Consider the following 12,572-nt stretch of genomic DNA (forward strand, 5'->3'; position numbering starts at 1 on the left):
TAATATTCATTGTCTTTAACTTATTTGTTTAGTTTTTATAGGTGTAAGTCTTCGTCATCGAGCAGATGACAAAGGTGTTCAGATAGAAATAAAGTTATAAAACGAATAACAATAGGAGCGATAAGCGGTAGAGAAGCGTGCAGAGACATTGTCGAACAGGGCGTTCAAAGGGGAGCTTGTTTTAAAAGAGGTAAAACGAGAAGCGTGAGTGAGCGTTAGCTGATGTGGTGAACCTTCCGTAGGTTCAATAATCGGCGATGTAATCTTGAATTTCATGTATGTGTCCAATAAGTCACATTCCATAGTATTTGAAGCAGCGTATCCGTTGCTGCCTTACCTCTCTCATAGAGGTCTTTTCATCTTATAGAATGAGCCTCGAAACACAACGCTATAGCCACAATTTTTGCTATTAAATTAAACAAAATGGCCATTTGAATACAAATTAACCACTTAACTTTGTAAAACAATAATCATTATTGATAAAAAGCCGCTCCATAAATACATCAAACCCAATAAAATCAGAGCTTGTGCGCAGAGTAACCAAACCAGATAACAAGCACAAAAAAGGCGCTCTTGTGAGCGCCTTTCGTAACTTTGAAACTTTGAAACTTTGAAACTTTGAAACTTTGAAACTTTAAAAACTATAACCTTAAATGCGATATTGAATACTATCGTATTGAAGTTAATTGCTTTGAAAATACAGTTTTCTAAGTGCAGTCTCAAAATTACAGTATTGAAAACTTATTCACCGCGGTAGATACAACCTGCAGTACATGTTTCTTTAATCTCAACTTTGCTTAGAAGCGGCAAGTTTGGTTTTAGCTCGTTCCAGATCCATTTAGCTAATACTTCACTCGTTGGGTTCTCTAAACCTTCAATATCGTTCAAGTAATAGTGGTCGAGACGGTCGTAGATTGGTTTGAATACGGCTTTGATTTCAGAAAAGTCGATTACCCAACCAGTATGCGGATCAACTTCGCCTTCTACGTACAAACGAACAAGAAAAGAGTGGCCATGCAAACGACCGCACTTATGCCCTTCCGGCACGTGTGGAAGATGGTGGGCTGCTTCAAACATAAACTCTTTGTATAACTCAGATCTCATTGTGTTTCTCAGGCTAAAAAAATGACACGCAATTTTACGTAAAACCCTGCCACTTCACAAGTTCTATCAATCGTAAGCCCTCAAACTGATTTATAAAATCAAACACCATCAATCGCATCTATTAATAGATTTAACATTTAAAGTTCGAGAACACGGAAACAAGGTCATACTTATCGCTATTTAATGATAAATTACTGACACTTACGCGCCAAAAAAAACAACACAAACTTGTTACATCACAGAAACATCATCATAAGCGGAGAATGGTCACACTATTTGTTATACCCCATAGGTAGTAGGGTCTCTGACACGTAAAGTATGCGCGTCATTATAAATAATAAAAACTATTCCCTATGCGCTCAACAATCACTTTCAAAATCCTGGTGGCTTTGGCCGTCGTGTTTACCTTCCTGCTTGCCATATCGACCTATTTTCAATATTCGCAACAAAAAGAGTTGGTTAACTCGGTACTCAGTGAACAACTACACGACAAAGCGAGTAACTATTTCGATAGCCTCAATATGATGATGCTCACTGGTACCATGGCGCAAAAAGAGACACTCCGTCAAAAAGCGCTAGCTCAAGACGGTATTGAAAATGTTCGAGTCTTGCGTGCAGACGCAGTGAGTAAACTATACGGTCCCGGCAATGAAAACCAAATACCCGTTGATGATATCGACAAGCGCGCATTGGCTGGCGAAACCGTTATCGAACCATTTTCTTCTGATTGGGGAAAAGGCCTTGTTATCGCCCTACCAATGAAATCGAGTGAAAACTATCGCGGTACAAACTGCATCACTTGTCACATGGCACCGGAGGGGGAAGTTTTAGGGGCGATTCGACTTGAATATAACCTTAGCCATGTCAACTCGCTGATCAATACTCAAACGATGACCGCGATCGGTATTATGGCGGTGATCTCTTTTGCTGGTTTCGTGTTAACCATGGGGCTGATTCGTAAAATCATCGTTCGCCCTCTTCAACAGACATCTCGCTTTATGACCCAAGTCAGCAGCGATAAAAACCTATCCACTCGGCTGCCCGAACAAAGTAAAGATGAGATTGGAACACTGGCTAACTCTATTAACTCGTTCATGGGCACCGTTTCCGACAGTTTGGAAAAGGTACAAAACACCTCACATAAGTTGAATGCGTCTGCCAATCAACTGACCAGCGTTGCGCACATTACCGAACAAGCAGCCAGTGATCAGCAGAATGAAACGGCTGAAGTACAAAACAATGTTGAAGGGATACAAGCTCAGCAGATCAACGTAGAACAAGCGACGTTAACGGCCTCCGAACTCATCAACCACACAGCTGATGTAGCGTGCAAAAGTGCCAACCAGGCACATGACGCAAGTGGTGAAATAAAGAACCTAGTCACCAGCATTGAAGAGGTGAAACACAAAATACTGACACTCAATGAGCAAACTGGAGAGGTTTCTTCAATATTGAGTGTTATTCGAGGCATTGCCGATCAAACTAACCTTCTTGCCTTGAATGCAGCAATTGAAGCCGCTCGCGCAGGTGAACAAGGTCGTGGCTTTGCGGTAGTTGCTGATGAGGTTCGTAATCTTGCCTCACGAACGGCTGAAGCGACAGGCAGTATTGAATCGATTATCCATCAGTTCCAACAAGGTAGCGAAGAATCTTTAACTTCGGCCGACCGAGTTTGCGAGCAAGCACATCAAAGCTCAACAGATATCGATGCACTATCGCATGAAATGAACAGTGTCGTGGAAGAAATGAAACAAGTGCTGGCCCATGCACAAAATATCCAGCAGCAAACGCAATCCACCACACTGGCGACCAAAGACGTTCAGCAGAAGGTCGAGACCATCACTTCACATGCCGATAATACGTCACAATCTGCTGGTGAAACCCGCGGGATCAGTAATGACCTTGAAGAGCTGTCTGACCACCTTGAATCACTGATAAATCAATTCACTTTGTCGAGCGCAAACGCCAGAGATAAGAAAAGGTCATAACGCCTAACGCCATAACGCCATAACGCCGCAGTGTGGCGCTGTTTTTGAAGTTGCTTTTCTTTCCTTTTCAACAAAAAAAGCGCTCAATTTTGAGCGCTTTAAGTTATTAGCTTTCTTTATTTAGGACTCGAATTCCCAATTAAACAATCATTTAGTGTGTAATAGAAACCGCAGTTAGGTCTTTATGCTTATGATACATCGCATGCTTGTAGATGAGACTTGCACTCACGGTATCCATTCCAGCCACTTCAACGTAAGCGCCTTTTTTACGGAATTTAAATACCACCTTATCGAGCGCTTCAACCGAGGTGTTATCTAGGAAGGACGCGTCAGAGATATCGATGGTCACCAAAGATGTAGTTTTGTCATAATCAAATAGGTCAACAAACGCTTCCGAAGAGGCAAAAAATACATGCCCTTTTACTTTATGAACCGTGTGTATTTCGTTAGTCATCACTTCATCTGAAATAAACACCATTGACTTGCTGACATCAGCGTAAAACAGAGCCGATAGCACCACGCCAACCGCAACACCTATTGCGAGATTGTGAGTAAACACCACCATCGCCACTGTTGCTAGCATGGTTACGTTAGTTGGGAGTGTGTGGTCTTTAAGCTCAACAACAGAACGCCATGAGAATGTGCCGATAGAAACCATGATCATCACAGACACTAACGCCGCCATCGGTATCAGCTTCAACCAATCAGAGACAAACACTACCATTAATAACAAAACAACCCCTGCAATTAAGCTTGATAACCTCGTCAAACCGCCAGATTTGATATTGATTATCGACTGGCCGATCATCGCACACCCCGCCATTCCACCAAAAAGGGAAGCCACGATGTTCGCAACGCCCTGCCCTTTACATTCATTGTTTTTATTACTTTCAGTATCGGTCAGATCATCGACGATCGTCGCTGTCATTAAGGACTCTAATAAGCCGACGAGGGACAGAGCAATAGAATAAGGAAGTATGGTCGCCAACGTATCAAACGTGAATGGAATATTAGGAATTAAGAACACAGGCAGTGAATCAGGAAGCTTACCCATATCGCCAATTGTTCTTACATCCAAACCAAAGAGCAGACTGACGATAGTAAGTACTACGATGGCAATCAATGGAGACGGTATCGCACTGCCTAATTTAGGGAAATAAGGAAGCAGATAAATAATGGCTAAACCAAGAGCGACTAACAGGTAAACGCTTGATGGCACATTGATGAGTTCAGGGAGTTGCGCCATGAAGATAAGAATCGCGAGTGCGTTAACAAAACCCGTTATGACTGATTTTGAAACAAAGTTCATCAGGTTTCCTAGCTTGAGATATCCAGCCGCAATTTGAACCACGCCTGCAAGAAATGAAGCCGCGAGCAGATACTCTAACCCGTGCTCTCTAACTAAGGTGACCATCAACAGTGCCATAGCACCCGTTGCCCCAGAGATCATCCCCGGGCGACTGCCAACCAACGCAGTGACGACACAGATACAGAAAGAAGCATAAAGCCCTACTTTAGGGTCAACGCCTGCGATAATTGAAAATGCGATAGCTTCTGGGATTAATGCGAGTGCAACCACAATCCCAGATAATGAATCTCCTTTAACGTTTGATAACCAGTGTTTTTTTAAATAATTAAGCATGTAATTCTCTTTTACTTGTACAGCCAGTCCTGCCTTGTTCAGACATAATTTGATCGACTGTTTTTCTTGAATGAGCGAGCGCTCGAAAAGTGCGGGTGTAGAGAGAATGCAGGGGCTAAGGCGGCGTAATTAACACGTGAATATTAAACTCCTCTGGTTTGTGATTTATTTGCTATTGAATAAGTAAGCTCAAGCCTATTGATAATAGGTACTAAGATAAACAGTACAAATTAAGCTAGCGAGTAAACATTAGACTAGATCGTAAGTATTAAGTTGGATCGTAAACATTGAGCTAGCTTGAGCCGCGCCAATATAAAGTGAGTCTTGATGCAATCACACATTCATTATTGCAAACAAAGATTCCAAACCTATACCACCTCGTCAACGGTTACGGCTATTCATTAAAACGGTTACGGCTATTGACCAAAACGGTTACTAACCTAGTTTAATAACCTAACTCCGACATAACGTTTATAAACGTCTAACGGCAATTGCACCGCATGAAATCGAACAAAAAAACAACCCTTAGTGGTTTTTCTTGTCTGCAGACACAATATTTCTTTCGTCGAGCAAGAATAAAGGTTGAAGCTGTCCGTATGACAGGTAATATGTTCAATCGATTTAAAAAGTTTATACAACTCGATGTTTCGGCTAATTATTGTGCGAATATCTATATATTTGCAGTAACGCTAGTAACTTTGAGTTGAATTTGTCCCTCAATGGAGAATGAAATCAACATGACTTACGCGCCTGTAACAGACGTACTTGGCGGCAAGCTAGCGGTAGACAGTGAAGTAACTGTTCGCGGCTGGATCCGTTCACGTCGTGATTCCAAAGCTGGAATCTCTTTCCTTGCCATTTATGACGGCTCTTGTTTCGACCCGATTCAGGCCGTGGTTCCTAATAATCTTAATAATTACGAAAACGAAGTATTAAAGCTAACAACTGGCTGCTCTGTTGAAGTAACAGGTAAGATTGTTGAGTCTCCTGCGAAAGGTCAAGACTTCGAACTAGCAGCAACTGACGTTAAAGTTGTTGGCTGGGTTGAAGACGCTGACACTTACCCAATGGCTAAGACACGTCACTCTATCGAATACCTTCGTGAAGTTGCTCACCTGCGTCCACGTACAAACGTGATTGGCGCAGTAGCACGTGTACGTAACTGTCTATCTCAAGCGATTCACCGTTTCTACCACGAGCAAGGTTTCTTCTGGACGTCTGCTCCGCTTATCACTGCATCTGATGCAGAAGGCGCTGGCGAAATGTTCCGTGTATCTACGCTAGACATGGAAAACCTACCTCGCACTGACGAAGGCAAAGTTGACTTCAACGAAGATTTCTTCGGTAAAGAAACTTTCCTAACGGTATCTGGCCAACTTAATGCGGAAGCTTACGCTTGTGCACTAAGCAAGGTTTACACGTTCGGTCCTACGTTCCGTGCTGAAAACTCAAACACAAGTCGCCACCTAGCTGAATTCTGGATGGTTGAGCCTGAAGTTGCGTTTGCAGACCTTGACGATGTAGCGAAGCTGGCTGAAGACATGCTTAAGTACGTTTTCGCTGCTGTTCTTGAAGAGCGCCGTGATGACCTTGAGTTCTTCGCTTCTCGCATCGATAAGCAAGCGATCACTCGTCTAGAGCAATTCGTTGACGCTGATTTCGCACAAGTTGACTACACTGACGCAATCCAAATCCTACTAGACTCTGGTAAGAAATTTGAATTCGACGTTGAGTGGGGCATCGACATGTCTTCTGAGCATGAACGTTACCTAGCTGAAGAGCACTTCAAAGCGCCTGTTATCGTTAAGAACTACCCGAAAGACATCAAAGCTTTCTACATGCGCTTAAACGACGACGGCAAAACAGTTGCGGCAATGGACGTACTTGCACCAGGCATCGGTGAAATCATCGGTGGTGCACAACGTGAAGAGCGTCTAGACATTCTAGACGAGCGTATGATTGCTATGGGTATCGACCCTGAGCACATGAGCTGGTACCGCGACCTACGTAAATACGGCACAGTGCCACACGCTGGTTTCGGTCTTGGTTTCGAGCGTCTCGTATCTTACGTAACAGGTATGGGCAACGTTCGTGACGTGATTCCATTCCCACGTACACCACGCTCTGCAAACTTCTAATTCGATATTGAGAGCTTAGCTCTTACTAGAATCTAAAAGTTAAGAACAAATAAAAACCTCCGCAATTTGCGGAGGTTTTTTATATTCGGAATAAAAGAAACGACTGATGCTTCGGCATACCACCAGCAGAAACTAATCATTCAAAAGCTAATCGACATCTTGGTCTTTCGCGTATTTAATGGCAAAGCCACAGATTGCCATCATAACGAATGGGATTGCTGCAGTTGTATATTCAGCCCAAGCCATATCTGCGAATGCTTTGGCCAATAAAACATGGCCGATGATAAGCAGAAGTGCGCACACAATCGCCACAATAATAAGCTTAACTTCGTTTCCCATAGTCACTTTCAACATAACGGTATCTCCAAAATTTGGTCTACCGTTATTGAATCACAACTCTTTGATCAACAAGGCGTACAGTTACAGCGTAATCAGCCCGTACAGTTGAAATCACTCGCTGTTTTATGAGTAACTTAACCTTTTGAGCAAGCTGCCAGACTATGAATTCATTAATTGATGCGCCAATTGCCCAAGTAACTTCAGAGCTTGCTCTTTCTCTTTAGTCAGTTCATACGAAAAGTTCAACCGAATCGCGTTGTCTACTCTGCCCTGTTCGCTAAACAAATCGCCAGATGCGACGCTAATACCTTGCTCAATAGCCAGTTGATGAAATTGTTGGCTGTCGAATTTCTCAACAAAACGAATCCAGACAAAATAGCCGCCAGTGGGCTCTTCAATTTGGATAGAATGTGGAAAGTATTGCCTGATCACGTTGATAAAACTCTCTTTTCTTAGCAACAGGTTTTTGCGCAGTTTACGAAGGTGGTTATCGTAGCTTTCATGCGTCAGAAAGTGTGCGACTCCGAGCTGAACAGGCGCGCTACTCGACAGTGTAGAAAGAAGCTGAAGCTTTTGAATGGCATCATTGAAACGCGTGTTCACAACCCAGCCGACCCGATAACCCGGACACAGACTTTTTGAGTACGAACCACAAAGCAGAACAGAATCAGTCTTATCGAAGGCTTTTAGTGGTTTGGGTTTATGACCCTCGAAGTAGAGGTCACCATATACGTCATCTTCAATAATGTAGGTTTCGTGTTGTTCTGCAATCTCAACCACACGGCGCTTTGCCTCTTCAGACAAACTTGTCCCCGTCGGGTTTTGAAAAGTCGTCATCAGCCAACACGCTTTTACATCTTGGTTTTGTAGTGCGCTTTCAAACTGATCAATATTCAATCCATTGATTGGACAAACATCCACTTCAATCGGATTGAGCCCCAACCTCTCTACGGCCTGTAAAGCGCCATAGAAAGCTGGAGATTCAATCACAACGTTGTCACCTGAATTGGTGACCGTTTGTAGGCTCAAGTTGAGCGCTTCCATCGCACCTGAAGTAATCACGATGTCTTGATGATTCACCGTAATACCCTGCTGCAAATATCGTTGGGCAATTTGCCTTCTGAGTGACTCACTGCCCGGCGGTAAATTATTAATGACACTCGCTCCCGTCATCTTTCTTCCTGCACTCGCGAGGTTTCGGGTCAAGGTAGGCAAAGGAAAAAGGTCAGGATCTGGGAAGGCTGAGCCAAAAGGTATTACACCTTCTGCGGAACTCGATTTTAAGAAATCAAACAAGCGGTCATTGATCGCTTTCTTCTCACGCTCTGGCGTTAATAGGTAATCCATATCATCCATTCTGGGCGCGACAAAATAGCCAGATTGAGGCTTGGCGATAATCCAACCTTCACTTTCTAACAATTGATAGGCTTGTAGAACAGTACTATTACTGACGTTGTAATTTCGACAACTCATGCGCACAGAAGGGATCTTCTCCCCGGACCGCCAAGTGTTGTTAGCAATCTGAGTTCGAATGTCCTTTGCAAGCTCTTCATAACGCGCCATCTAACTGTACTACCTAGATAAATTCTAATAAGCCGGAGATTTTATCACTAACGTTAACAACTATTGCTGCTATCCATATGATTACCCCTGATTTCTATAATTGTGTGAATTGGTTCACAGATAACTTTGTAAGCTTTGCTAAGTTTGTAATCAAGGCGAGAGCCAAGTTCGCTCTAAGCCTCAATAATTTGATGTAACCCAAAAAACATGCGAGATAACAATGACAAAAATAAAAGCAGACCAATTAAGTTATAAAGGAGAGTCAAACGGTGTTCATAGTTGGACGACACCGAGTGGCCAGCCATATTACTGGCACCCAGACTGGCTTCATATCGCTGAAGATGCAACAGGTTCGCATCCAAAGCAGAAGATCGACGTAGAGCAAGATCAAGCGCCGACAGAGAAACACGCGGTGTCTGCAATTCTTAAGCACTTAAACCAGTGGGCAACTGACAAACTGGCGTCTCATCCTGATATTGAAACCAGTTCTATTGAAGCTGAGATCAATCTAAAAAAATAATACACAATTAAACGTAACGGCTTTCGCTGTTCTTCAAGAGCAAGCCAAGATCGACCACAGAATAGCCTCGACTCTCTATCGAGGCTATTAACGTATACTCATAGTAATGCTGTAATAATCCCCACTTAGTTAACAAATCACTTACACACATCAATTTCTTGTATCAATCAACGAAAGCTATCGATAGAATTTCCGGTCTTATTTACGCAAGTCATTCAAGTTATTTATATTTCAATACAGGCAATGCGTATTTCACAGCAAGTATGCGTGCTTAAAACTCGTGAATCTAATAAGCATTATGTAGATCAGAAACGAAAACGAATAAAGGCTTATCGATGGATACATCAAACTATAATCAGTCGCTAACAACTCAACTGTACGTTATCGCTGGCGTACTTTTTGGCACCTATTGCAGTCGAGTATGCCCTATGCTCGACACCTTAACGACCCTAGAAATATTCACTCAAGTGAGCATCGTTTTTGCCTTGGTTTGGCTTGTGCGCCATTTCCTGTTTGCACACCACACTTTGGTTAAACAAGGTCGGTTTGCACAACTCGATTCCCTGTTGTTTTTTGTAGCAAGCGTCCCTTTCGCTCTTTATTACAACTTGAGTTACGACTTCACTATCGATAGTAATTTAAAAGTGGTCTTCGGAATGACGTTGTTCGGCTTTTTTACGGGAAGCATTCTGCAACTGAAAGCCAAATTGAATCAGATAGACAAGATGGAAAAATCTGGGCAATTTGACTTCCAACTAGTAGGAGAGCGAAGTTCATTAGTGAATCAGATGATCGGTTTAGTCATCGTACTTCTAATCACACTGACCACTATGCTGACGATGGTGGCTGTTAAAGATATTTTTTGGCTGGAGAACAACCCTGAACGCTTGTTGGATGGCACCGGCAAAGTCAGCGTGATTAAAGAGTTCATCTATTTAGCGCTAGTACTTGGTGGATACGCGATAACCATAATGACACTTTGGAACAAGTTGATTAAACGTATTCTCCTTAGCCAAGAGTGCGCCTTGAATAAAGTTACCCAAGGTGAACCAGGCATTCGTCTACCGATTTTCGGCTACAACGAGCTAGGTTCTATGGCATCCATGACTAACATCATGCTAGATAGCCTTGAAACCGCGCAGAACGAAGTAAAAACCACACGTGATGTTGCGATTGTTAGCTTGTCGGCGCTTGCAGAGTCTCGAGATAATGAAACGGGTGCTCACATTCTGAGAACTCAAGAGTACGTAAAGGTACTGGCACAAGAGCTTAGCAGGTCGGAAACACACGCTAATTTGTTAACTCCGAATTATATCGAATTACTTTATAAATCAGCTCCCCTACATGACGTCGGCAAGGTAGGTATTCCTGACAAGGTTTTACTAAAACCCGGTAAATTAACCGATGAAGAATTTGAAATAATGAAAGGTCACCCTGCAATTGGTGCTGAAGCCCTGTCTATTGCAGAAAAGCAGTTGGGAAGCTGCTCATTCTTAAAAGTCGCGAAAGAGATATCACTGACGCATCATGAGAAATGGAATGGCAGCGGCTATCCAAATCAGTTGTCCGGTGAAGAAATCCCGTTATCTGGCCGATTAATGGCATTAGCAGATGTTTATGATGCGCTCATATCGAAGCGCGTGTACAAGCCAGCCTTTACTCACGAGCAAGCTAAACAGATTATCTTGGAGGGCAATGGGACGCATTTTGATCCGCAAGTTGTTCAAGCATTTCTTACTGTTGAACAGCGGTTTGTCGAGATTGCAGCGACCTATAAAGATGGCAAAAACATCCCAAGTGAACTTGAACGCGAGAGCTTCATTGCTCAACCAGCATAATCTATTCAAAAATCACTAACTTCTTACACCCTATAGGTTAACCCGTAGGGTGTTTTGTTATCAAATACCCTCTTTAGTCAATAAATCTGATTGAAATGGATTTTTTTTGGTCTTTCTGTTCACTTCGTATTGTCTTAAAAATTCCATACAGGTATAACTACCAGTAGATACTATCCCCTCTCAATTGACATGGATGAAGATTATGTTTGAAAAAGTGTTAGCTGCTCCCGCCGACCCTATCCTCGGCCTTACTGAAGAGTTTAAAAAAGACTCTCGCGCAGAGAAAATCAACCTTGGTGTTGGCATCTACAAAAATGAAGATGGTCAAACGCCTGTACTTAAAACAGTAAAGAAAGCAGAAGCTGCACTTCTTGAAAACGAAAAAACCAAATCTTACCTAACAATTGAAGGCACGGCTGAATACGGTCTAGCCGTTCAGAAACTTCTTTTCGGTTCAGATGCAGAAATCGTAACGTCTCAGCGTGCTAAAACAGCACAAGCTCCAGGTGGTACGGGTGCACTTCGCGTAGCAGGTGAATTCATCAAGCGCCAACTGGGCGACGTGAAAATCTGGATCAGTAACCCAACTTGGGCTAACCACAACGGCGTTTTCGCTGCTGCAGGTATCGAAACCGCTCAATACAGCTACTACAACGCTGAAACAAAAGACAAAGATTTCGCAGGCATGGTTGCTGACCTAGAGAAAGCTTCTGCTGGCGATATCGTTCTTCTTCACGGCTGCTGTCATAACCCAACAGGTATCGACCCAACAACTGAAGAGTGGGAAGTACTGGCTAAACTAGTTGCAGAGAAGAAACTGCTTCCTCTATTCGATTTTGCTTACCAAGGTTTTGCAAAAGGCGTTGAAGAAGATGCGGCTGGCTTACGTATTTTTGCTCAATACAACAAGGAGATCCTTGTTGCTAGCTCATTCTCTAAGAACTTCGGCTTGTACAACGAACGCGTAGGTGCATTCACTCTTGTTGCTGAATCTGCAGACGTAGCAACGACAGCGTTCTCTCAAGTTAAGAGCATCATTCGCTCTATCTACTCTAACCCACCAGCGCACGGTAGTGCTGTAGTAACTCACATCCTTGGTGATGCTGATCTACGTGCTGAATGGGAAGCGGAAGTAGCAGAAATGCGTGATCGTATCCAAGAGATGCGTGAGCTGTTCGTAACAACACTGAAATCTGAAGGTGTTGATGCAGACTTCACATTCATCGAACGCCAAAACGGCATGTTCTCGTTCTCTGGCCTAAGCAAAGAGCAAGTAACTCGCCTGAAAGACGAATTCGCTATCTACATTGTTGGCTCTGGCCGTATTAGTGTTGCTGGTATGACTAAGTCAAACATGGGTCCTCTGTGTAAAGGTATCGCTGCGGTTCTTTAATCGTAAAGCATAAACCTGTACTTGAAGACGTATAGATATCAAAAAGC

General features: G+C 43.0%; 10 protein-coding genes. 5 read left to right on the forward strand and 5 right to left on the reverse strand.

Annotated features, from left to right (window positions below; all coding sequences use genetic code 11):
- Positions 1-78: 78 nt before the first annotated feature.
- Entirely contained in the window at positions 79-276 is a 198-nt protein-coding gene (locus IQO02_RS02105; protein ID WP_022570769.1) for a hypothetical protein, read from the reverse strand.
- Positions 277-741: 465 nt separating this feature from the next.
- Entirely contained in the window at positions 742-1,104 is a 363-nt protein-coding gene (gene queD, locus IQO02_RS02110) for a 6-carboxytetrahydropterin synthase QueD (protein WP_010441408.1), read from the reverse strand.
- Between the two features lie 353 nt (positions 1,105-1,457).
- Between queD and IQO02_RS02115 the strand changes: the two genes are divergently transcribed.
- Positions 1,458-3,092: a methyl-accepting chemotaxis protein gene (locus tag IQO02_RS02115; RefSeq protein ID WP_010441410.1), complete on the forward strand. Its 1,635-nt coding sequence runs from the start codon at positions 1,458-1,460 to the stop codon at positions 3,090-3,092.
- A 151-nt stretch (positions 3,093-3,243) separates the two neighbouring features.
- Here the strand turns inward: IQO02_RS02115 and IQO02_RS02120 are convergent, their stop codons facing one another.
- Positions 3,244-4,734 (reverse strand): SulP family inorganic anion transporter, encoded by a 1,491-nt coding sequence (locus IQO02_RS02120; protein WP_016799392.1) that lies wholly within the window; start codon positions 4,732-4,734, stop codon positions 3,244-3,246.
- A 737-nt stretch (positions 4,735-5,471) separates the two neighbouring features.
- On the opposite strand from IQO02_RS02120, the gene asnS reads away from it, so the two are divergent.
- Positions 5,472-6,872, forward strand: a complete 1,401-nt coding sequence (gene asnS / locus IQO02_RS02125; protein WP_016767247.1) for an asparagine--tRNA ligase — start codon at positions 5,472-5,474, stop codon at positions 6,870-6,872.
- 147 nt (positions 6,873-7,019) lie between these two features.
- Here asnS and IQO02_RS02130 read toward each other — a convergent pair whose 3' ends face one another.
- Both IQO02_RS02130 and IQO02_RS02135 read right to left on the reverse strand, forming a co-directional pair.
- Positions 7,020-7,226 (reverse strand): hypothetical protein, encoded by a 207-nt coding sequence (locus IQO02_RS02130; RefSeq protein ID WP_016784568.1) that lies wholly within the window; start codon positions 7,224-7,226, stop codon positions 7,020-7,022.
- Between the two features lie 144 nt (positions 7,227-7,370).
- Positions 7,371-8,774: a PLP-dependent aminotransferase family protein gene (locus IQO02_RS02135; protein ID WP_016789482.1), complete on the reverse strand. Its 1,404-nt coding sequence runs from the start codon at positions 8,772-8,774 to the stop codon at positions 7,371-7,373.
- Between the two features lie 220 nt (positions 8,775-8,994).
- Between IQO02_RS02135 and IQO02_RS02140 the strand changes: the two genes are divergently transcribed.
- From IQO02_RS02140 to IQO02_RS02150, 3 genes are all read left to right on the forward strand, one after another.
- Positions 8,995-9,294: a hypothetical protein gene (locus tag IQO02_RS02140; protein ID WP_016788028.1), complete on the forward strand. Its 300-nt coding sequence runs from the start codon at positions 8,995-8,997 to the stop codon at positions 9,292-9,294.
- A 335-nt stretch (positions 9,295-9,629) separates the two neighbouring features.
- Entirely contained in the window at positions 9,630-11,132 is a 1,503-nt protein-coding gene (locus IQO02_RS02145) for an HD-GYP domain-containing protein (RefSeq protein WP_010441426.1), read from the forward strand.
- A 202-nt stretch (positions 11,133-11,334) separates the two neighbouring features.
- Complete coding sequence (locus IQO02_RS02150) at positions 11,335-12,525, forward strand: amino acid aminotransferase (protein WP_010441428.1); 1,191 nt, start codon at positions 11,335-11,337, stop codon at positions 12,523-12,525.
- Positions 12,526-12,572 lie beyond the last annotated feature (47 nt).

The organism is Vibrio sp. OPT24 (genome assembly GCF_015163545.1).
Classification (GTDB): Bacteria; Pseudomonadota; Gammaproteobacteria; order Enterobacterales; family Vibrionaceae; genus Vibrio; species Vibrio cyclitrophicus.